Annotated in this window: 20 protein-coding genes; 1 reads left to right on the top strand and 19 read right to left on the bottom strand. The window is 71.4% G+C overall.

The genetic code is table 11. The features are described 5' to 3' along the window. Window positions 1–82 precede the first annotated feature (82 nt). From ACIPUC_RS32640 to proS, 13 genes are all read right to left on the bottom strand, one after another. Complete coding sequence (locus ACIPUC_RS32640; RefSeq protein ID WP_005311352.1) at window positions 83–391, bottom strand: DUF2469 domain-containing protein; 309 nt, start codon at window positions 389–391, stop codon at window positions 83–85. Window positions 392–446: 55 nt separating this feature from the next. Continuing rightward, window positions 447–971 carry an NUDIX hydrolase gene (locus ACIPUC_RS32635; protein ID WP_446593998.1) on the bottom strand — a complete coding sequence of 175 codons (525 nt, stop codon included), beginning with the start codon at window positions 969–971 and terminating at the stop codon, window positions 447–449. Next, on the bottom strand, window positions 961–1,746 hold the full coding sequence (gene lepB / locus ACIPUC_RS32630) for a signal peptidase I (RefSeq protein ID WP_446593997.1): 786 nt from the start codon (window positions 1,744–1,746) through the stop codon (window positions 961–963). Before lepB (ACIPUC_RS32630) ends, ACIPUC_RS32635 begins: the two co-directional genes overlap by 11 nt. Before the next feature lie 41 nt (window positions 1,747–1,787). Beyond that, a complete protein-coding gene (gene lepB / locus ACIPUC_RS32625; RefSeq protein WP_446593996.1) occupies window positions 1,788–2,687 on the bottom strand; it encodes a signal peptidase I in 900 nt (299 codons plus the stop codon). Between the two features lie 112 nt (window positions 2,688–2,799). Then, on the bottom strand, window positions 2,800–3,654 hold the full coding sequence (lepB, locus tag ACIPUC_RS32620) for a signal peptidase I (protein WP_446593995.1): 855 nt from the start codon (window positions 3,652–3,654) through the stop codon (window positions 2,800–2,802). Further along, window positions 3,647–4,369: a signal peptidase I gene (gene lepB / locus ACIPUC_RS32615; protein WP_446593994.1), complete on the bottom strand. Its 723-nt coding sequence runs from the start codon at window positions 4,367–4,369 to the stop codon at window positions 3,647–3,649. Before lepB (ACIPUC_RS32615) ends, lepB (ACIPUC_RS32620) begins: the two co-directional genes overlap by 8 nt. A 44-nt stretch (window positions 4,370–4,413) precedes the next feature. Next, complete coding sequence (gene rplS / locus ACIPUC_RS32610; RefSeq protein WP_073911044.1) at window positions 4,414–4,764, bottom strand: 50S ribosomal protein L19; 351 nt, start codon at window positions 4,762–4,764, stop codon at window positions 4,414–4,416. Window positions 4,765–4,897: 133 nt separating this feature from the next. Further along, window positions 4,898–5,719, bottom strand: a complete 822-nt coding sequence (gene trmD, locus ACIPUC_RS32605) for a tRNA (guanosine(37)-N1)-methyltransferase TrmD (protein ID WP_446593993.1) — start codon at window positions 5,717–5,719, stop codon at window positions 4,898–4,900. Further along, a complete protein-coding gene (gene rimM / locus ACIPUC_RS32600) occupies window positions 5,719–6,306 on the bottom strand; it encodes a ribosome maturation factor RimM (RefSeq protein WP_446593992.1) in 588 nt (195 codons plus the stop codon). Before rimM ends, trmD begins: the two co-directional genes overlap by 1 nt. Before the next feature lie 163 nt (window positions 6,307–6,469). Next, window positions 6,470–6,709 (bottom strand): RNA-binding protein, encoded by a 240-nt coding sequence (locus tag ACIPUC_RS32595; RefSeq protein WP_007266827.1) that lies wholly within the window; start codon window positions 6,707–6,709, stop codon window positions 6,470–6,472. A 2-nt stretch (window positions 6,710–6,711) separates the two neighbouring features. Beyond that, complete coding sequence (gene rpsP / locus ACIPUC_RS32590; protein ID WP_446593991.1) at window positions 6,712–7,149, bottom strand: 30S ribosomal protein S16; 438 nt, start codon at window positions 7,147–7,149, stop codon at window positions 6,712–6,714. Between the two features lie 283 nt (window positions 7,150–7,432). Continuing rightward, window positions 7,433–8,029, bottom strand: coding sequence for a hypothetical protein (locus ACIPUC_RS32585; protein WP_362596933.1), 597 nt, complete (start codon window positions 8,027–8,029; stop codon window positions 7,433–7,435). A gap of 199 nt (window positions 8,030–8,228) precedes the next feature. Continuing rightward, window positions 8,229–9,641 (bottom strand): proline--tRNA ligase, encoded by a 1,413-nt coding sequence (gene proS / locus ACIPUC_RS32580; protein WP_446593990.1) that lies wholly within the window; start codon window positions 9,639–9,641, stop codon window positions 8,229–8,231. A gap of 131 nt (window positions 9,642–9,772) precedes the next feature. Here proS and ACIPUC_RS32575 point away from each other — a divergent pair, with 131 nt between their 5' ends. Continuing rightward, the gene (locus ACIPUC_RS32575) at window positions 9,773–10,510 is read left to right on the top strand and encodes a methyltransferase type 11 (protein WP_446593989.1); all 738 of its coding nucleotides are present in this window, start codon (window positions 9,773–9,775) and stop codon (window positions 10,508–10,510) included. 10 nt (window positions 10,511–10,520) lie between these two features. Here ACIPUC_RS32575 and ftsH read toward each other — a convergent pair whose 3' ends face one another. The 6 genes from ftsH to nsdA all read right to left on the bottom strand — a co-directional run bounded on the left by ftsH (window position 10,521) and on the right by nsdA (window position 20,235). Then, window positions 10,521–12,461: an ATP-dependent zinc metalloprotease FtsH gene (ftsH, locus tag ACIPUC_RS32570; protein WP_446593988.1), complete on the bottom strand. Its 1,941-nt coding sequence runs from the start codon at window positions 12,459–12,461 to the stop codon at window positions 10,521–10,523. A 136-nt stretch (window positions 12,462–12,597) separates the two neighbouring features. Then, window positions 12,598–14,172, bottom strand: a complete 1,575-nt coding sequence (ffh, locus tag ACIPUC_RS32565) for a signal recognition particle protein (RefSeq protein ID WP_446593987.1) — start codon at window positions 14,170–14,172, stop codon at window positions 12,598–12,600. Between the two features lie 150 nt (window positions 14,173–14,322). Then, window positions 14,323–16,749, bottom strand: a complete 2,427-nt coding sequence (locus ACIPUC_RS32560) for a [protein-PII] uridylyltransferase (protein WP_446593986.1) — start codon at window positions 16,747–16,749, stop codon at window positions 14,323–14,325. A 17-nt stretch (window positions 16,750–16,766) separates the two neighbouring features. After that, window positions 16,767–17,105, bottom strand: coding sequence for a P-II family nitrogen regulator (locus ACIPUC_RS32555; protein WP_446593985.1), 339 nt, complete (start codon window positions 17,103–17,105; stop codon window positions 16,767–16,769). After that, on the bottom strand, window positions 17,102–18,442 hold the full coding sequence (locus ACIPUC_RS32550) for an ammonium transporter (RefSeq protein WP_446593984.1): 1,341 nt from the start codon (window positions 18,440–18,442) through the stop codon (window positions 17,102–17,104). Before ACIPUC_RS32550 ends, ACIPUC_RS32555 begins: the two co-directional genes overlap by 4 nt. Window positions 18,443–18,735: 293 nt before the next feature. Beyond that, window positions 18,736–20,235 carry a transcriptional repressor NsdA gene (gene nsdA / locus ACIPUC_RS32545; RefSeq protein WP_446593983.1) on the bottom strand — a complete coding sequence of 500 codons (1,500 nt, stop codon included), beginning with the start codon at window positions 20,233–20,235 and terminating at the stop codon, window positions 18,736–18,738. Window positions 20,236–20,557: the final 322 nt, after the last annotated feature.

Below are 20,557 nucleotides of genomic sequence, written 5' to 3'. Positions count from 1 at the left end.
GCGCGCCCCCGCCCACCGTGTGGATCTTGGTGGACAACTCCGCCGTTGTGGATAACCCGGTCACCCGTACGGCGGAGGAAACTCAGCTGCCCGGCAGTTCGAGGTCGCTCTTGTTGAGCTCCTCGATGTTCACGTCCTTGAACGTCAGCACCCGCACCTGCTTCACGAACCGGGCCGGCCGGTACATGTCCCAGACCCAGGCATCCGCCATGGAGACCTCGAAGAAGACCTCCCCCTGGACCGAGTGCACCTGCATCTCGTAGTCGTTGGTGAGGTAGAAACGGCGTTCGGTCTCGATCACGTACTTGAACAGCCCGACGACGTCGCGGTACTCCCGATAGAGCTTCAGCTCCATCTCGGTCTCGTACTTTTCGAGGTCCTCGGCACTCATGGCATGTTCCCCTTCAGCCGTGCGTCCCCCTATTGTGCGCCAGGCCCATGCGCCCCTAAACGATTTCCGGGGCCAGGACCACCGGCGCACCCGGAGGACCGTCGTCGAGCAGCGTACGGAGCAGCTCGGCGAGTCTGGTCGGGTACACCGTCTCACGCGCCGAGAGAAGTTCCTCGGAGGTCCACCACCTGGCTCCGGTGACACTGCGACGCTCCAGCTCCGTGAGCCCGCCCAGCCGGGTCTGCGTCTGGGCGGTTCGGGCCAGGAAGTACCACTCGTCCTGCTCCCAGCGGCGCCCGTCGAAGGGGAAGGCGCAGTACCGGTGCCACAGCACCGGCCCCAAATCCACCTGTGTGATCCCCGTCTCCTCCGCGAGCTCCCGCAGCGCCGCCTGCTCCCGGCTCTCGCCGTCCTCCAGCCCGCCTCCCGGGGTGAACCACCAGTCGTCCGCCGGATCCGCCGGTTCGAAGCCGTGCAGCAGCAGGATCCGGTCCGCCGGGTCGAGCAGGATCAACCGCGACACCTTCCGGGGTCCGGGGCCCGGCGCCGGAGCCGGGGCCGCCGCCGGGTCAGCGGACACCGGCCCGCTCCCGCCGCCGCCCGCGCCCGAGAACCCGTACGAAAGGCCCGTAGGCGGCGCCCAGCAGCACCAGGGCCGCACCGGCCGCCACGGCCACGAGCTGCAGTCGCAGCGGCCCGGGCCGGGAGATTCCGCCGGGCAGCGCCGCGTACGTCCGCGGCCGCTCGAGCATCGCCGTGGAAGGCCAGGCCACCGCGTCCACGCGGGCACTGACCGTCGACCGGGGCACGGTGCCCTGCCCGGCCTCCTGCAGATGGGCCCGGGAGTCGACGGAGGCGGCCCGGCGGTCGCCGAGCAGGAAGAGGTTCCCCTCGGGAACCGTCACTTCGAAGGGGGTTCCCGAGGCCGCAGGGGCCTGCCCGGGCGGCATCGCCAGGCCCGACGCGGGCTCGGCGTGATCTGCGTACGGCTCGTCGAGGACCGTGCCGTTCACCGTCAGCTCGCCGCCCGCGCCGCAGCACTTCACGGTGTCGCCGCCGATGCCGACGACCCGCTTGACCATGGGCGAATCGCTCCACATGGAATCAGTAAAGATGACCACGTCCCCGCGGCGCACCTCGCCGCCGTCGATGCGCTGGGCCAGCACCCGGTCCCCGGGCAGCACCGTGGGCATCATCGAGTCGGTGGGGACGGTGTAGGGGCGGTAGACCAGCGCCCCCCACACGAAACCGCCGAGGAAGAGCGCGAAGCCGACGGCCACGGCGATGCCCGACAACACGTTGCCGAGACCACCGTGGCCGTCCTTGCCACTGCGTATTGCCTGTGTTCCGCCCATTGCAGCGCCCCCACGTCGGGATCGTCGACCTGGGCGGCACCCTACCCGGCGGTACGGCCCGCGGTCAGCCTCCGCCGGCGCCACATGACGAGCGGCACAGCGCCCGCGAGCCCCAGCGCGGCCGGACCCAGCCCGACCGGCGCCAGCCCGGCGGCGCCGAGGCCGAGCGCGGTCGCCGCGGCCTGGTTGCCGATGCCCGGCTGGTCGAAGGTGTCGGGGATGGGCAGGGTGGACCAGCGGGTGATCGGCCACGCGACCACGACGGCCCGCCCGACGACCTTGTCGACGGGCACGAAGCCCTGGGTGGAGTCCTGCATGTGGTAGCGGGAGTCCTGGGAGTTCTGCCGGTGGTCGCCCATCACCCAGATCTTGCCCTGGGGCACGGTGAGGGGACCGAACGGGGCGTCGTCGCACGCGGTGTTGCCGGGGAAGATGTACGGCTCGTCGAGCGCCTTGCCGTTGACGACGACCGGTCCCCCCTTCTTGCACTCGACCGTGTCACCGCCGATGGCGATGGTGCGCTTGATCAGGTCCTTCTCGGCGGCGTCCGGCATCAGGCCGATCTTGCTGAGGATCTGCTGGGCGAGGTTCGGCTCCGGGGTGGGCTCTCCGGACAGCCAGTTCGCCGGGTCGTGGAAGACGACGACCTCGCCCCGCTCGGGCTCGGAGCCGAACCACGGGGTCAGCTTGTCCACCAGCACCCGGTCCCCGCGCTGCAGGGTGTTCTGCATCGAGTCGGACGGGATCGAGAACGCCTGCACGAGGAAGGTCTTGATCAGCAGGGCAAGCAGCAGCGCGATACCGATCAGGAGCGGGAGCTCCTTCCAGAACGAGCGGTGCGGGCGCGCCTTGGTACCGCCGTCCTCCTCGGCCTCGTGCTTGACGGCGTCGTCCGGCCGCTCCTCACCCTCGTCGCGTCCGGATCGTGCGCCTACCGCCACGTCCCCCACATCCACTCCTCACTCGGATTCGCCGCCCGCTCCGACCGGAAAACGGGCCCTCCCCTCCCTTAACGAGCGGGAGTTCCCTAAGGCGCGGGAGACCCAGGACACACTATGCGAACGGCAGGGGCCGACGGCGCCGACGACGCCCGCGCGCCTCGCGACTCGCCTGATCGGGGACCATCCGGAAGGTCGCGGGCGTCTCCAGCCGGCGCCAGTGCCCGAACGGCCAGGCGATCACCACGGCCTCGCCCACGACCTCGTTCTCGTCGATCGTTCCCTCGAAGGCCTCGTCGAGGTGGTAGCGGGAGTCGGCCGAGTTCGCCCGGTGGTCGCCCATCACGAAGATCCGGCCGGCCGGCACCTGCACCTCGAAGCGGATCTCGGAGGGCGCGTTGCCCTCGTTCACGTAGGGCTCATCGAGCGGCGAGCCGTTGACGGTGACCCGCCCCCGGGCGTCGCAGCACTTGACGGTGTCCCCGCCGACGCCGATGACGCGCTTGATCAGGTCCTGCTCGTCCGCCGAGGGCAGCAGCCCGATGAAGGTGAGGGCCTGCTTGACCTGCTTGACCCCCACCGGGTCCGGGGCCGGCCGGGCGACCTCGCCCTTGAGCCAGCCGCCCGGGTCCTTGAACACGACGACGTCGCCGCGCTCGACCTTGGAGCCGAACCACGGGGTCAGCTTGTCCACCAGCACCCGGTCGCCGATCCGGATGGTCTGCTCCATCGACCCCGACGGGATGAAGAAGGCCTGCACCAGGAAGGTCTTGAGGAGCAGGGCTATGCACAGCGCGACGACCACCAGCAGGGGCAGCTCACCGGCGCGGCGCGTGCGGCGGCGCCGCCGCACCTTGCGGGCCAGCCGGCGCCGCTGGGCCCGGCCGCCCTCCACCACGGGGGGTTCCGGCTCCGGCTCGGGTCTGCGCTCGGGCTCCCGCCCGCCGCGCGGCCGCCCGCGGCTACCCATGCCCGCCGCCGGCCGTGCCCCAGCGCGAGACGGGCCAGCCGATCCATCCGGCCCGCCCGATCACCTTCTCCACCGGCACCATCCCCCCGCCCGGTTCCCCCAGGTGGTCCCGCGAATCCCGGGACTGGGACCGATGATCACCCATCACCCACAGGGTCCCAAGGGGTACGACGATCCGGAAGGGCACCTTCGAGGGGGCGTCGCCCGGGTAGAGGTACGGCTCGTCCAGCGGGGCGCCGTTGACCTCGATGCGTCCGGCGGCATCGCAGCACACCACGTCGTCGCCGCCGACGCCCACGACCCGCTTGACGAAGTCGGTGTCGGCGGGCTCCGCGAGCCCGAGCGCCGAGGCCGCGCCGTGCAGCAGCTCCCCGATCGGATGGCCCGCCGGGCGTTCCCGTACGAAGGACCCGGTGCCGTCGAAGACCACCACGTCACCGCGGCGCGGCTGGTCGCCGAAACGGTAAGCCAGCTTGTCGACCAGCACCCGGTCGCCGACCTTGAGCGTCGGCTCCATGGAGCGGCTCGGGATCAGGAAGGGCTGGACCACGAAATTGCTGAACAGCAGCAGGAAGACGGTGCAGATCACACCGAGCACTCCGGCCCGCCGCCAGGTCAGCGGCCGCAGGAGTGCGGAGAACGCACAACGCGGCCACCCCTCCCCCTTGACGGGGGAAGAGTGGCCGCGCTGCGAGTGAGGTGCTTCGGTGTCCATCGGGGGCGAGCCTATCCGGCCACCCCGGAACGCCGGAGGGGACCTCAGTTGTCGCGCTTCTCCTTGATCTTCGCGGCCTTGCCGCGGAGCTCACGGAGGTAGTACAGCTTGGCGCGGCGCACGTCACCGCGGGTGACGAGCTCGATCTTCTCGAAGATCGGGGAGTGGACCGGGAAGGTACGCTCCACGCCGACGCTGAAGGAGACCTTGCGAACGGTGAAGGTCTCGGAGACACCGGCGCCCTGGCGACGGATGACGACACCCTTGAACTGCTGGATACGGGAGCGGTTGCCCTCGATCACGCGGACGTGCACGTTGATCGTGTCACCCGGGCGGAAGGCCGGGACGTCCGAGCGGAGCGCGGCGGCGTTGACGCCATCGAGCAGGTGAGACATGTTCTTCGTCTGCTTTCTTCGCACGACGCCACAGGTCGCCGGTGCGGGTTTCCGTAGAGAATTCGGGAGCCGTGGGACCCGGCGGACGACGGTCCCCCTGTGGCAGGGGCGTCCGCGAGCACACAGCAGCCGCCTATTCTTCCACGGCCTCGGGCCTACGCCAAAATCGGCCGTCGGCGGACGGCTGCCAGCCCAGGATGGACAGGATCTCGCGGTCCTTCTTGTCGAAGGCGGAGGCCTCGCAGCGCTCGATCAGGTCCGGACGGTTGCGGGCGGTCCGGCGGAAGGCCTCGTCCCGGCGCCAGCGGGCGATCTTCCCGTGGTGGCCGCTGAGCAGCACCTCCGGGATGCCCCGGCCGCGCCACTCGGGCGGCTTGGTGTAGACGGGCCCCTCCAGCAGGTTGGCCATCTCGCCGGGGGCGAAGGAGTCGTCGCGGTGCGATTCGGCGTTGCCGAGCACTCCGGGGAGCAGCCGGGCCACGGCCTCGGTGACCACCAGGACGGCGGCCTCGCCGCCCGCCAGGACGTAGTCGCCGATGGAGACCTCGTACACCGGCATGCGCGTGGCGTACTCGTCCATGACCCGGCGGTCGATGCCCTCGTAGCGGGCCGGCGTGAAGATCATCCAGGGCCGCTCGGACAGTTCGACGGCCAGTTCCTGGGTGAAGGGGCGGCCGCTGGGGGTGGGGACGACCATGACGGGGCCGTGGGCGCCCGCCTCGTAGCCGTCGGCCAGCGCCTCGTCCAGGGCCGCGCCCCACGGCTCGGTCTTCATGACCATGCCGGGGCCGCCGCCGTAGGGGGTGTCGTCGACCGTGTTGTGCCGGTCGTACGTCCAGTCCCGCAGGTCGTGGACGTGCACGTCGAGCTGGCCGCGGGCGCGCGCCTTGCCGACGAGGCTGACGTTCAGCGGTTCCAGGTACTCGGGGAAGATCGTGACGACGTCGAGACGCATCAGGCGTCGTCCCCGGAGCCCTTGAAGCCCTTCGAGTCCTGGGAGTCCTCGTCGCGGGCCGAGTCGATGACCGCTTCGCGCTCGTCGATCAGCCCGGGCGGCGGGGTGATGACGCAGCGCTGCTCCTCCAGGTCGATCTCGGCGACGATCTCCTCCACGAAGGGGATCATCACCTCGGAGCCGTCCGGCCGCTCGACGATGAAGAGGTCCTGCGAGGGCAGGTGGGAGATCTCGGTGATCCGGCCGATCTCGGTGCCGTCCTCCAGGACGACGTCGAGGTCCATCAGCTGGTGGTCGTAGTACTCGTCGGGCTCCTCCGGCAGCTCCGCCGGGTCCACGTCCGCGATCAGCAGGATGTTGCGCAGCGCCTCGGCGCCGGTGCGGTCCTTGACCCCCGCGAATCGGAGCAGGAGCCGGCTGCTGTGCACCCGGCCGGCCTCGATGGTCAGCGGTCCCGCCGACGCCGGTTCGGTCCGGAGCACGGCGCCCGGACTGAGCCGCAGTTCCGGCTCGTCGGTGCGCACCTCGACGGTGACCTCACCCTTGATGCCGTGGGCGCGGCCGATCCGCGCGACTACCAGCTCCACTGTTCTCTCTCCTCTTTGCGGCCAAACCGCCGCCGCTCTCGCGGAGGGGGTACCTCTCCGTCGTCGCTTCTCAGTCAATGGTTGCTCTGCCCGTGGGCAGAAACGACTCGGGCCGGGGTGGGCAACCAACGCCCTCCCCGGCCCGTGCCGGTGATTCAACTGCTCAGCGGACCTGGTCCACGTCGACGAGGTCGACGCGGATTCCCCGTCCGCCGATGGCGCCCACGACAGTACGCAGAGCACGTGCGGTGCGGCCGTTGCGGCCGATCACCTTGCCGAGGTCGTCGGGGTGAACCCGGACCTCGAGCACCTGTCCGCGGCGCAGGTTGCGCGAGGCGACCTGCACGTCGTCGGGGTTGTCCACAATGCCCTTCACGAGGTGCTCAAGAGCCTCCTCGAGCATGCTCAGGCCTCGGTCGACTCGGCGGCGGCCTCAGCCTCGTCCGCCTTCTTGTCGGCCTTCTTCGCCTTCTGCGTGATGGCCTCGCCCTTGGCGTCGCCACCCTCGAGGGCCTTGGCGAACTCGTCGAAGGAGCGACGCTTGTCTTCCTTCGTCACCGGCTGCAGCAGCGGCGCGGGGGCGGGGAGGCCCTTGTGGGCCTGCCAGTCACCGGTCAGCTTCAGGATGGCGAGCACAGCCTCGGTGGGCTGGGCGCCGACGGACAGCCAGTACTGCGCACGCTCGGCGTTGACCTCGATGCGCGACGGGTTGTAGGTCGGGTGGTAGATACCGATCTCTTCGATCGCGCGACCGTCCCGACGGGTACGGGCGTCGGCGACGACGATGCGGTAGTGCGGCTGGCGAATCTTGCCGAGGCGCTTGAGCTTGATCTTGACTGCCACTGGAGTGGTGTCTCCTGAACTTGACGTGGTTGGGCACATGAGATGCCACGTGGGGTTGCGGTACTCGGGTGCCCGATGGACGCGTCAGCCGGAGGAGAGAGGGGTCCTATGCGACTGTCGAGTACAGCTAGCCATTGTGCCATACGCCTGCGGCGCTGCCGAGCGGGGTGATCCGGCCCGCCCTCGGGCGCCCGCGCGCCTCGCCCCGCGGGCGGGGCCGCCCTGCGGCCCGCGGTGCGCCCGACCCCGTCCGGGCGTGCCCCGCCCGGTCCGCCGCGCGGGTTCAGGAGGCGGCCGAGAGGGCCACCTCGGGGATGCGGAAGGGCTTCATGCAGCCGCCGCACACGATCGGCGCCTGGGCGAGCACGGAGGGGACCACCCGCACGTTGCGCCCGCAGTCGCAGACCGCCTTGACGCGCACGCCGCCGCCGGAGGAGCCGTGCCGGGCGGCCGGTCCGCGGAAGCTGCGCTTGGTGTCGGCGGCGGTGGCGGCCGTGTGCGCCTTCAGCGCGCGCTGCAGGCGCTCGATGGTGGGCCGGTAGCGCCGCTTCGCCTCGGGGTTGAGCGCGACCAGCGAGAAGCCGCTGCTCGCATGGGGCTCCTCGGAGTGGTCCAGCCCCATCTCCTCGGCGATCGCGAGGAATCTGCGGTTGTGGTAGCGGCCGGCGCGCGAGGTGTCGCGGACACCGCGGGCGGCGGCAATGCCGTGGACTGCCTCGTGCAGCAGTCGCTCGAAGGAGAGCTCGGCGCCGCAGGCGGACGAGGACTCTCCGATCAGGGACTCGGGCGCGGCAAGGTCAGGCAGCTCGGGGTGGTACCGCTGAATGTCGGCCCACGCCTGCGCCAGCTCTGCGGCGAGAACAGGTGGTGTCGTGCTCACGTCGTGACAACGAGCCGGGGTGCCCCGGTGTTCCGATTCCGGGCCATTCCAAATTTTTTGCACGTACCAGTCAGTTCAGTCTCATGCATCCCGACGAGGACGGGTGCGTCGATCTCAGGAGGAGTCGGTACGTAACGGCGACCGGCACACATCAGCCCCGGCGCGCGGCACAGGCCGCGCGCCGGGGCGTGGATGCGGATCAGTAGGAGCGCGCGACGATCGCGAGGGTACCGGGGGCGTCGTCCGCCTGCGGAACGGACCCGTCCTCGGCGATCAGGCAGCGCACGGAGACGGCCTGCTCGGCCAGCTTCGCCTCGCCCTCCGGGCCCAGGTCGGCCCACGGAATGCGCGCCCAGCCACCGGCGATGGCGGCCTCGGCGGCCTCCTCGATGGTCGAGACGTCCGAGGTACGGGCCACGCGGCGCTCGCGGGACTCGCGCAGCAGCTGCGCCTGGTCCTCCTCCAGCACCTTGGGCAGCAGGTCGGCGAGCGCGTCGATCTGGACCGGGGTCTTCCCGCCCGGGATCCGGCGGGCCAGCATCGCGGTGCCGGCCTCCAGGTCGCGGGGGCCGATCTCGATGCGGACCGGTACGCCCTTGAGCTCCCAGTCCACGGCGCGGCGGCCGAAGGGGGTGTCCACGCGGTCGTCGACCTGCACGCGGATGCCGGCGGCCTTCAGCTGCGCGCCCAGCTCGCGGACCTTCGCCACGGCCTCGTCGCCCTTGATCGCCATGACGACGACCTGGACGTGGGCGAGGCGCGGCGGGACGCGCAGGCCGTTGTCGTCGCCGTGGGACATGATCAGGCCGCCGACCATGCGGGTCGAGACGCCCCACGAGGTCTGCCAGACCAGCTCCTGCTTGCCTTCCTTCGACAGGTACTGCGTGTTGAAGGCCTTGGCGAAGTTGGTGCCGAGCTCGTGGCTCGTGCCCAGCTGCAGGGCCTTGCCGTCGCCCATCATGCCCTCGAGGGTGAGGGTGTTGATGGCGCCGGCGAAGCGCTCCTTGGCGGTCTTGCGGCCGAGCACGACGTCGATGCCGAGCACGTTCGTCATGAAGTCGCCGTAGACGTCCGTGTGGATCCGGGCGGCGTAGTCGCGGGCGTCCTCGTAGGTGGCGTGGGCCGTGTGGCCCTCCTGCCAGAGGAACTCGCTCGTACGGAGGAACACGCGGGGGCGCATCTCCCAGCGGACCACGTTGGCCCACTGGTTGATCAGCAGGGGCAGGTCGCGGTAGCTCTGGACCCACTTGGAGAAGTAGTCGTTGATGATCGTCTCGGAGGTGGGCCGGACGACGACCGGCTCTTCCAGCTCCTTGCCGCCGCCGTGCGTGACGACGGCGAGCTCGGGGGCGAAGCCCTCGACGTGCTCGGCTTCCCTCGTCAGGTACGACTGCGGGATGAACAGCGGGAAGTACGCGTTCTGGGCGCCCGCGTCCTTGATCCGCGCGTCCATCTCCTGCTGCATCCGCTCCCACAGGCCGTAGCCGTACGGTCGGATGACCATGGTGCCGCGGACCGGACCGTTGTCGGCCAGCTCGGCCTTGTTGATCAGATCCTGGTACCAGCGGGGGAAATCCTCCGCCTGCGGGGTGAGAACGGGTGCCTTTGCCATGGCGCGAATGGTACGGCGCCCGGCGCGCCGAGCGTGAATCGGGTGGCTCGTTCCTCTGGACGCGGCGGCCGATGGGGAGTTCTCTGTCAACGGGGGCAAGGGGGCGACATGGAATCAGGAGCGCTCTTTCTATGACACCGACGCCGACCGCGACGCTCGTCGCCCGGGACTGGGCCGAGATCCAGGAACGGATGCTGGTACCGCTGTACGAGGCGGTCTACGACCGGCTGGAGGTCGGGCCGGGAGACCGGCTGCTGGGCCTCGGCTGCGGGGCCGGGCTGCCCCTGCTGCTGGCGGCCGGGCGGGGAGCCGCGGCCACCGGTGTGGAGGCGGATCCGGCGCGGCGGGCGCTGGCCCGCGAGCGGCTCCTGGACGTGCTGGCGGCTCCGCCGTCCAGGCCGGCGGAGCCGTCGCCGGACGGCCCGTACGACGCCCTGCTGGCCTTCTCGCCCGACCCGGTGGCGCTGGAGCGGGCCCTGCCCTCGGTCCGGCGCGGCGGGGCGGTGGTGCTGGCCGACTGGGGCCCGGCGGAGAGATGCACCGTGCCCGCGGTCCTGGGCGGCGGGCCCGCGCCGCGGGACCTGGACGCGCTCGTGGAGCGGGCCGGGCTGCGCCCGGACGGGTCGGGGCGGGTGTTCTGCCCGTTCGGCTACGCGGACGTGGACAGCGCGGTGCGCGGCCTGCTGTCGACGGGGCTCTATCCCGTCGCGGGCACCGGCTCCGGGGCGGCGGACGACGCGCCCTTCGGGATGGCCGATCCCGCGCTGGCGGAGAAGGAGCTGGCCGTCGCCCTTCACCCGTACGAGCGGCCGGACGGGGCCGTTTGGCTGCCGAACATCTTCCGGTATGTGATCGCCCGAATGGCCTAACCCGACCCGGTCAGCCGGTGTCGTGACCCTTGGTCAGGCGCGTGATGCCGGCGGCTGCGTACGCGGCCGCTTCGTCCAGGGTCTCGTTGGCGAGCAGGGCCTCGGCCAGGGCGTCGAGTTTCGGGCGGTTCTCGCGCAGCAGGAGGCAGGCCTCCTCGTAGCACTCGTCGACGATCCGCCGCATCTCGTGGTCCACCACGTCGAGGGTGGTGGGGGCGGCGGAGAGGCCGTACGGGCCGGCTCCGTCGGACGGGATGGCGGTGAGCTTGCCGACGCGCTCGCTCATGCCCCAGCGGCCGACCATGCCGCGGACGATGTTGGTGACCTGTTCGAGGTCGTTCTCCGCGCCCGTGGTGATGACGTCGTAGACGACGTGCTCGGCGGCCATGCCGCCGAGCGCCCCGATGATGCGGCCGCGCAGGTACTCCTCGGTGTAGGCGTAGCGGTCGGCGTCCGGGGTCGAGAGCGTGACGCCGAGGGCGCGGCCGCGGGGCACGATGGTGATCTTGCGGACCGGGTCGGCGCCCGGCTGGAGCATGCCCAGGAGGGCGTGGCCGCTCTCGTGGTACGCCGTGCGGCGGCGCTCCTCCAAGGGCATGACCAGGGACCGCTCCGCGCCGAGCTGGACCTTCTCCAGGGCGTCGGACAGGTCGGACTGGGTGACCTGGTCCTGCTGGCGTTTGACGGCCAGCAGTGCGGCCTCGTTGGCCAGGTTGGCCAGTTCGGCGCCGGTCATCCCGGGGGTGGTACGGGCCACCTGCGCGAGGTCGACGCTCGGGGCGAGCGGGATGTCCCGGGTGTGGATGCGCAAGATGGCCTCACGGCCGCCCCGGTCGGGCGGGGAGACGACCACCGTCCGGTCGAAGCGGCCGGGCCGGGTCAGGGCGGGGTCCAGGACGTCCGCCCGGTTGGTGGCGGCCAGCACGACCACGCCCTCGGAGCCGGAGAAGCCGTCCATCTCGGTGAGGATCTGGTTGAGGGTCTGTTCGCGTTCGTCGTGGCCGCCCATGGCCCCGCCGCCGCCCCGCACCCGCCCGATGGTGTCGATCTCGTCGATGAAGATGATCGCGGGGGCCACCTTGCGGGCCTCGGTGAAGAGTTCGCGCACCCGGGAGGCGCCGACTCCGACGATCATCTCGATGAACTCGGAGGCGGAGGCGGAGAAGAACGGCACCCCGGCCTCGCCGGCCACTGCCCGGGCGAGGAGGGTCTTTCCGGTGCCGGGCGGGCCGGACAGGAGGACGCCGCCGGGCATCCGTGCGCCGAGCTTCCGGTAGGCCTGCGGGTTCTTGAGGAAGTCGACGACGTCGTTGAGCTCGCCCTCGACCTCGTCGATGCCCGCCACGTCCTCGAAGGTGGTGCGCTTGGCGCCCTGCTCCAACTCCACCGGCTTGGGCGGCGCCTTGCGGCCCAGCCCGCCGATGCCGCCGCCCATCCCCGCGCTCATCCGGCGGGCGATGACCACCCACAGCAGGACCAGGAGCAGCATCGGGGCCAGGGAGATCAGCAGGTTGGCCAGGAAGCTGCGCTGTACGACGACCGGGGACGCGGTCACGTTCACGTTCTGCTTGGTGAGGCCGGCCCACAGGTCGTCGTCGGCGAAGGCGGGCCGCTGGGTGACGAACTTGGTGTAGTCGCCCTTGTCCCCCTCGGGCAGCGGCTGCTTGGCCTTCAGCTGGCCCTGGATCGCGTCGCCCTTGGAGTAGATCTTCGAGACGTTGCCGTCGGCGACCTGCTTGCTGAACTCGGTGTACGAGATCGTTGGCTCGTCCCCCTCGTTGAAGAAGGACAGCACCAGGTTGGTGATCAGGTACACGATCAGGGCGGTGAGGATCAGCCCGCGCCAGCCGCCCGGCATCCGCTTCTTGGGCGGAGGCGTGGGCGGCGCGCCCTCGGAGCGCCAGGGCGTATCGGCCCGGTCGCGGGGCGGTACGGGGGTGGGGCTGGGCACAGGCGCCTCCTTCTGCCGTCCTCCCGGCCGACCATAAGCGACAAATCAGCCCCTTGCCCCTGCAGAAAGCGGAGGGCCCCGGCCGTGGCATCACGTGATGTCACGGCCGGGGCCCCCGGCTGCTGCCTGCGCAGGACTACTTCATGAACTTCTTGAACTCGTCCGGAAGGTCGAACTCCTGGTCCGGCTGACCGCCGCCCGCCGGAAGGCCGAAGGGGTTGCCGCCGGCCGCGGGCTCGATCGCCTGCGGGCCCTGCTCTCGGCGGGCCGCGGCTGCGGCCTCCTCTTCCTTGCGCTTCATCGGGTTGCCGCTCTTGCGCTTGCCCTTGGCCTGCTTGACCTGCTTCTTCTGCCGACCGGGGCCGCCGCCCATCCCCGGGATGCCCGGCATCCCGGGCATGCCGCCGCCCTGGGCCATGCGGGACATCATCTTGCGGGCGTCGAAGAACCGCTCCACGAGCGACTTGACCGCGCTGACCTCGGTGCCGGAGCCCTTGGCGATACGGGCGCGGCGCGAGCCGTTGATGATCGTCGGGTCCTGGCGCTCGGCCGGGGTCATCGACTTGATGATCGCGGCGGTGCGGTCCACGTCGCGCTCGTCGATGTTGTTGATCTGGTCCTTGATCTGCCCCATGCCGGGGAGCATGCCGAGCAGCTTGGAGATGGAGCCCATCTTGCGGACCTGCTCCATCTGGGCCAGGAAGTCGTCGAGCGTGAACTCCTTGGGGCCCTTGGCGAGCTTGGCCGCCATCTTCTCGGCCTCGGCCTGCGAGAAGGTCTTCTCGGCCTGCTCGATGAGGGTGAGCATGTCACCCATGTCGAGGATCCGGCCCGCCATGCGGTCCGGGTGGAAGGCGTCGAACTCGTCGAGCTTCTCGCCGTTCGAGGCGAACATGATCTGCTTGCCGGTGACGTGCGCGATAGAGAGCGCGGCACCGCCACGGGCGTCGCCGTCGAGCTTGGAGAGCACCACGCCGTCGAAGCCGACGCCGTCGCGGAAGGCCTCGGCGGTGTTGACCGCGTCCTGGCCGATCATGGCGTCGACGACGAACAGGATCTCGTCGGGCGAGACCGCGTCGCGGATGTCGGCGGCCTGCTGCATCATCTCGACGTCGATGCCGAGGCGGCCGGCGGTGTCGACGATGACGATGTCGTGCTGCTTGGTGCGCGCGTACTCGATGGAGTCCTTCGCGACCTGGACCGGGTCGCCGACGCCGTTGCCCGGCTGGGGGCCGTAGAACGCCACGCCCGCGCGGTCGGCGACGACGGAGAGCTGGTTGACGGCGTTGGGCCGCTGGAGGTCGCACGCGACGAGGAGCGGGGTGTGGCCCTGCCCCTTGAGCCACAGGCCGAGCTTTCCGGCCAGGGTGGTCTTACCGGCACCCTGGAGACCGGCGAGCATGATCACGGTGGGGGCCGTCTTGGCGAAGCGCAGCCGCCGGGTCTCGCCGCCGAGGATCGTGACGAGCTCGTCGTTGACGATCTTCAGGACCTGCTGGCCCGGGTTCAGGGCCTTGCTGACCTCTTCGCCGCGCGCGCGTTCCTTGACGTTCGCGATGAAGGAGCGGACGACCGGGAGGGCGACGTCGGCCTCGAGGAGGGCGATACGGATTTCCCGGGCCGCGGAGTCGATGTCAGCCTCGGACAGCCGGCCTTTGCCGCGCAGGCCCTTGAAGGTATTCGCCAAGCGGTCGGAGAGCGTATCGAACACGGTGGTCGCGATTCCTCGGGTCGGGGGCGTTGTGGTCGTCCCCCAGGGTATCGGGCCGCGCCACGCGGTGGACCCTGCGGTCCGATCCCGGTCCCTGCCGGGGCCCTGCCCGGGGGTCCCGGGCAGGGCGCCCGGCGACGGGCGCTCTGCCTACGACAGGGCCTCCTGCACCGCGGCAGCCAGGGCGGCGGCCTCCCGGGGAGGCAGGGGCTTGCCGTCGCCGTCGACCACGTACACGGTGTCCACGGCATTCGCGCCCAGCGTCGAGACGTGCGCGCTGCGCACCCGGACCCCCGCCGACTCCAGGGCTCGGCCGATGCGGTGCAGCAGGCCCACCGCGTCGGGTGCCCGTACCTCCAGGACCGTGGCCAGGGAGGAGACCTCCGCGACCACCGTGACCCGGGGCGGCGGCGGTACCACCCCGCGCCGGCGCGGGTACGCCGCCTCGCGGTCCGCCAGCTTCGCCGGCACGTCCAGCGAGCCGTCCAGCGCACGGACCAGGTCGGTGCGCAGCCGGGCGGCCTCGGGCAGGGCCCCGTACTCGGCCGCCACCCGCCACCGCAGCACCAGGACCTCGCCGAGCCGGTCCGGGAGCTCCACGGAGCGCAGGTCGGCCGCCCGGACGGTCAGCCGGTGCAGGGCGAGCACCCCGGCCACGGCCGGGAGGACGCCCGGCTGGTCGGGGACGGCCACGACCAGCTCCACGCCGACCGCGTCCTCCTCCTGGCGGGCGTGCAGGGCGAGCACGGGCTCCCCGGTGCGCAGGGCCTCCACCGCCAGCCGTTCCTGTTCGGTCGTCGGGATCTCCGGTTCCCGCACCTCCTGCGGCGTCCCCCGCAGCACGGCGGCCACCCTCGCGACGAGGTCCGCGACCAGCGATCCCCGCCACGCGCTCCACGCCGCCGGCCCGGTGGCCAGGGCGTCCGCCTCGGTCAGGGCGTGCAGTATCTCCAGCGTCCGCACCGACCCCACGGCCTCGGCGACCGAGCGGACGGTCGCCGGGTCGTCCAGGTCGCGCCGGGTCGCGGTGTCGATCAGCAGCAGGTGGTGGCGTACGAGCGCACCCAGCACGTCGATGTCCTGCGCGTCGAAGCCGACCCGGGCGGCGACGTCGCGGGCGATCGTCTCGCCCGCCACCGAGTGGTCCCCCGGCCAGCCCTTGCCGATGTCGTGCAGCAGGGCGGCCATCAGGAGCAGGTCGGGGCGTCCGACCCGGCGGGTGAGGGCCGAGGCGCGCACCGCCGTCTCGATCAGGTGCCGGTCCACGGTCCAGGTGTGGACCGGATTGCGCTGGGGGCGGCACCGTACCCGCTCCCAGTCGGGCAGCAGGCGCGTGATCAGGCCCTCCGCCTCCAGGGCCTCCCACACGGCCACCGTCGGCTCCCCCGCGCCCAGCAGCGTCAGCAGCTGTTCGCGGGCCTCCGCCGGCCACGGCACGGGCAGTGGTTTGCCCTGGGAGGCGAGCCTGCGCAGGGCGTGCAGCGATACGGGCAGCCCCGCCTGGGCGGCGGCCGCGGCGAGCCGCAGCGCCAGCACCGGATCGCGGTCGGGGCGCGCGGCCAGGGCCAGTACGGCCTCGCCGTCGGACTCCACGACCCCTTCGGCGAGCGGGGCCCGCGGGGCCGCCGCGGGGCCCCGGGTGCCCAGCAGGCCGCGCAGCCGCGGCCGGGCCGAGCGCGCCCGCAGCACCCGCCCGACCTCGCGCCAGGTCACGTCGCCGGCGTACGCGACGACCCGCGCGGCCTCGTACACCTCGCGGAGCAGCGCGTCCGCGTCGAGCAGCCCGAGCTGCTGCGCGACCCCGTCCTGTTCCTGGAGCGCGAGCCGGTCGGTGGCCCGGCCCGTCACCAGGTGCAGGGCGTCCCGGGCGTCCAGGAGCCGCCGCCGGGCCTCGGCGAGGCCCTCGCGCGGAGCGTCGGCGAGCCAGGACGCCGCCACCGCCCGCAGTGCGGTGACGTCCCGGAGCCCGCCGCGGGCCTCTTTGAGGTCGGGTTCGAGCAGGAAGCGGAGCTCCCCGGCCCGCTCGGCCCGCTCCCGGCACAGGGAGTGCAGCTGCGGGAGGCGTTTGGCAGCGAGGTTCCGCCAGTCGGCCAGGACGGAGGTGCGCAGGCCCGCGAGGAGGCCGGCGTCTCCGGCGACCGGCCGGGCGTCCAGCAGTCCGAGGTGCACCTTGAGGTCCTCGGCGGCCGTCTTGCGGGCCTCGCCAGGTGTCCGTACGGAGTGGTCCAGGGCGAGGCCCAGGTCCCACACGGGGTACCAGAGGCGGTCGGCCAGCGCGCTGAGCTGCCGGGGCTCGGCCTTGCCGTCGTGCAGCAGGACCAGGTCGAGGTCGCTGCGCGGGGAGAGTTCGCCCCGCCCGTAGCCGCCGACGGCCACCAGGGAGGCGCCGCGTACGCCGGTCTCCCGGACGGCGGACGTGAACAGGGCGTTCAGCCATTGGTCGGTCAGCCCGGCCAGGGCGGAACGCCGCGAGGGCCCGGACCGCGACTCCTCCTGGAGGAGTCGCAGCCGGGCCGCGGCGTATCCGCTGGGTCCCGAGTCGGCCGTGTGGTCCGTGGAGTCTTCGACGCTCGTCACCCAGGAGCTCCCGTCACCTAGAGCGCGTCAGCGCCGCGCTCGCCGGTGCGGACCCGGACCACCGAGTCCACGGGGACGCTCCACACCTTGCCGTCGCCGATCTTTCCGGTGGCGGCGGCGCTCACGATGACCCGGATCACCTCGTCGGCGTCGGCGTCCTCGGTGAGCACCTCGATGCGGATCTTCGGTACGAGGTCCACGGTGTACTCGGCGCCGCGGTAGACCTCGGTGTGGCCGCGCTGGCGGCCGTAGCCGCTGGCCTCGGTGACCGTGAGTCCCTGGACTCCGAAGGTCTGGAGGGCTTCCTTGATCTCGTCCAGCTTGTGCGGCTTGACGATCGCGGTGATCAGCTTCATGCGTCAACCTTCTTGCTCGCGGCGGGGGCGGGTGCGGCGGTGCTCCGGGAGGAGGCTCCGCCGCCCGCTCCGCTGAAGTCGTAGGCGGTCTCGGCGTGTTCGACCTGGTCGATGCCGGAGACCTCGTCGTCCTCGGTGACCCTCATCCCGATCGTCTTGTCGAGCAGGAAGGCGAGCAGCGCGGACGCCACGAGAGAGTAGGCGAGGACGGAGAAGACTCCGATGGCCTGCTTGCCGAGCTGCTCCAGGCCGCCGCCGTAGAAGAGGCCCGCGACGTCGGACTGGACCCCGCCGGTGGCGAAGAGGCCCACGAGCAGGGAGCCGGCGACACCGCCGACGAGGTGCACGCCGACCACGTCGAGGGAGTCGTCGTAGCCGAACTTGTACTTGAGGCCCACCGCCATGGCGCACAGCACACCGGCGATGGCGCCGACGGCGATCGCGCCGAGCGGGCTGACGGCACCGCCCGCGGGAGTGATGGCGACGAGGCCCGCGACCGCGCCGGAGGCGGCGCCGAGGGTGGTGAAGGAGCCGTGGCGCAGCTTCTCGTAGGCGAGCCAGGCGAGCATGGCGGCGGCCGTGGCGACCTGGGTGTTGACGAACATGACCGCGCCGACGCCGTCGTCGTTGCCGAGCCAGGAGCCGGCGTTGAACCCGAACCAGCCGAACCAGAGGAGGCCGGCGCCGAGCATCACCAGGGGGAGGCTGTGCGGGCGCATCGGGTCCTTCTTGAAGCCGACGCGCTTGCCGATGACCAGGATCACGCCGAGGGCGGCGGCGCCGGCGTTGATGTGGACGGCGGTGCCGCCCGCGAAGTCGATGACGCCGAGCTCGAAGAGCCAGCCGCCCGCGCCCCAGACCCAGTGGGCGACGGGGAAGTAGACGACGGTGACCCACAGGCCGGTGAACAGGGCCCACGCGCTGAACTTCACGCGGTCGGCGAGGGCGCCGCTGATCAGTGCCGGGGTGATGACCGCGAACATCAGCTGGAAGACCGCGAAGACGTAGACCGGGATGGTGTAGCCGTCCCACAGCTCGGTGATGCCGATGCCGCTGAGGCCCACGTAGTCGGAGTTCCAGCCGATGAGGGAGCCGGAGTCGGTGCCGAAGGCGAGGCTGAAGCCGTAGAGCACCCACAGGATCGTGACGATCCCGAGGCTGACGAAACTCATCATCAGCATGTTGAGGCTGCTCTTGACTCGGACCATGCCTCCGTAGAAGAAGGCGAGGCCCGGGGTCATCAGCATGACCAGGGCGGAGCAGATGAGCATGAACCCGGTGTTCGCGGCAGACAGCGTCGGGGCGTCTGCAGCGAGGGTCGTGATGGCTGATGCCATCGGCGTCTCCTCGTCGTCGGTACGTTCGCGTGCGGGCGATCGTGAAAACCTGAGCGGCGGCGTGTGGAACTGGCCGGTTATTGGCCCTGAGATTCGCGCAGGCCGGTTTCCGGCGGCGCCGCCAGGTGTTTCGTGCCCGTGACGAAGAGGTCGGGCGTGTTACGCGTCCATGAACGAACCGTTGATCAAAAACCGGCCGCGGCAGTGCCCGGACGTCCTGGCTGGGGGAGCCTGATCGGGCTTCACGGGGTTGACTGCCGCGGCCGGGGCCTCGGGGGCGGCCGGGTGGGCCGTCAGACGGCCTCCGCGGCTTCGGGGAGCCGGGCGGCGAGGATGTCGGTGAGCCGGACCACGTCGGCGACGTCGCCGTACTCACGCGCGGCGGTGTCGACGGTTTTGCGGAGCCGGGTGTTCACCCGCTCGGACCGAACCTTTTGCGCCACGTCGAGGGCCCGGCCGACGAGGACGGTGGCCTGTTCGGGCTCGCGCTGGAGCAGGTGGACGGTGGCCATGCCGACGAGGTTGAGGGCGTAGGAGCGCTGGTGCTCCTCGTCCTTCTCGAAGAGTTCGACGGCCCGCTCCATCACGGGTTCGGCGAGGGAGGCGTACGTGGGGCTGCGCCCGGCGACGTAGGCCAGGTCCCGGTAGGAGTGGGAGTTCTCGCCGTTCAGCTCGGCCTCGGAGAAGAAGCGGATCCAGTCGGGTTCGGGCTCGCCCCCGAAGCCGACGTCGCCGAAGGTGTCCTCGGCCATCCGCACGGCCCGCTTGCAGCGGCTGGGCTGCCCCATGTTGGCGTAGGCGCGGGCCTCCATCGCATACAGCATGGCCTGGGTGCGCGGGCCGGCGCAGTCGCGGCTTCCGTACTGCGCGAGGTGGATGAGTTCCAGGGCGTCCTCGGGGCGGCCCAGGTGGATCATCTGGCGGCTCATGCCGGAGAGGATGTACGAGCCGAGCGGCTTGTCCCCGGCCTCCTTCGCGGCGTGCAGCGCGAGGACGAAGTACTTCTGCGCGGTGGGGTGCAGGCCGATGTCGTAGCTCATCCAGCCGGCCAGTTCTGCGAGCTCCGCGGCGACCTTGAAGAGCCGCTTCATGACGGGGGCCGGGTGGTTTTCCTGGAGCAGGTCGGTGACCTCGTGGAGCTGGCCCACCACGGCCTTGCGGCGCAGGCCGCCCCCGCACTGGGCGTCCCACTGGCGGAACATGACGGTGGTGGCGTCGAGGAGGTCGAGCTCGGGTTCGGAGAGCCGCGGCGGGCGGGGGCCGCCGAGGACGCCCGCCGGCCCCGTCGCACGCGTCCCCGGGTCGGCGGCCGGGGCCGGGACGAGCCAGCGCTGCATGGGCTCGATGAGGGCGGGGCCGGCGGAGAGGGCGAGCGAGGTCCCGAGGAAGCCCCGGCGGGCCAGCATCAGGTCGCTGCGGGAGAACTCGCCGAGCAGTTCGACGGTCTGCGGGCCGGCCCAGGGCAGGTCCACGCCGGAGACGGAGGGCGTCTGGTGGGCGGTGCGCAGGCCGAGCTGCTCGATGGCGACGACGGAGCCGAAGCGCTCCGAGAACAGCTCGGAGAGGATCCGCGGGACGGGCTCGCGGGGCTGTTCGCCGTCGAGCCAGCGGCGCACGCGGGAGGTGTCCGTGCTGATGTGGTGCGCGCCCATCTGGCGGGCCCGGCGGTTGACCTGGCGGGCGAGTTCGCCCTTCGACCAGCCGCTGCGGACGAACCACGACGTCAGCTGGACGTTCCGGTCGGCAGGCTCCACAGACTCGTCGCCCGTTCCGCTTGCGCCGTTGCCGCTCACTGGAACGCCCCCATCCGCATCGTCTCTTCCACACGAAACCCTGACGGGAGCGGCGAGCGCCGCCACGGACCTTCACGAGTCCTTCACGTATTGCCTCCGGCATACCCACGGACGGGCCTGCCTTCGGGGTTCGTGTACCGAAAGTAATCCTACGATCACCCCTCCGGCGAGGTCGATTCCGGAAACGCCACCATTCGCCACCCCTTCGAATGAACTCGCCGGCGGCCAGGCGCGATTCACTTGACACCAAGGTGAAAACGGATCGGATGGACTGGAGTGCGCTCGGGGCGCACACGGCAATGAGTGCGCCGGTCCCACCGAT

It is taken from the genome of Streptomyces sp. LARHCF249, from assembly GCF_052871255.1.
This window is presented reverse-complemented; position numbering and strand designations above follow the sequence as displayed.

Coding starts and splice junctions, on each gene's coding strand:
- rplS (WP_073911044.1), bottom strand. CDS start 4,764: ATGTCTCACCTGCTCGATGGCGTCAACGCCGCCGCGCTCCGCTCGGAC.
- ACIPUC_RS32595 (WP_007266827.1), bottom strand. CDS start 6,709: ATGCTCGAGGAGGCTCTTGAGCACCTCGTGAAGGGCATTGTGGACAAC.
- proS (WP_446593990.1), bottom strand. CDS start 9,641: ATGGCAAAGGCACCCGTTCTCACCCCGCAGGCGGAGGATTTCCCCCGC.
- ACIPUC_RS32550 (WP_446593984.1), bottom strand. CDS start 18,442: ATGGCATCAGCCATCACGACCCTCGCTGCAGACGCCCCGACGCTGTCT.
- lepB (WP_446593997.1), bottom strand. CDS start 1,746: ATGGGCGGAACACAGGCAATACGCAGTGGCAAGGACGGCCACGGTGGT.
- lepB (WP_446593994.1), bottom strand. CDS start 4,369: ATGGACACCGAAGCACCTCACTCGCAGCGCGGCCACTCTTCCCCCGTC.
- ACIPUC_RS32575 (WP_446593989.1), top strand. CDS start 9,773: ATGACACCGACGCCGACCGCGACGCTCGTCGCCCGGGACTGGGCCGAG.
- ACIPUC_RS32640 (WP_005311352.1), bottom strand. CDS start 391: ATGAGTGCCGAGGACCTCGAAAAGTACGAGACCGAGATGGAGCTGAAG.
- ACIPUC_RS32555 (WP_446593985.1), bottom strand. CDS start 17,105: ATGAAGCTGATCACCGCGATCGTCAAGCCGCACAAGCTGGACGAGATC.
- trmD (WP_446593993.1), bottom strand. CDS start 5,719: ATGCGTCTCGACGTCGTCACGATCTTCCCCGAGTACCTGGAACCGCTG.
- lepB (WP_446593995.1), bottom strand. CDS start 3,654: ATGGGTAGCCGCGGGCGGCCGCGCGGCGGGCGGGAGCCCGAGCGCAGA.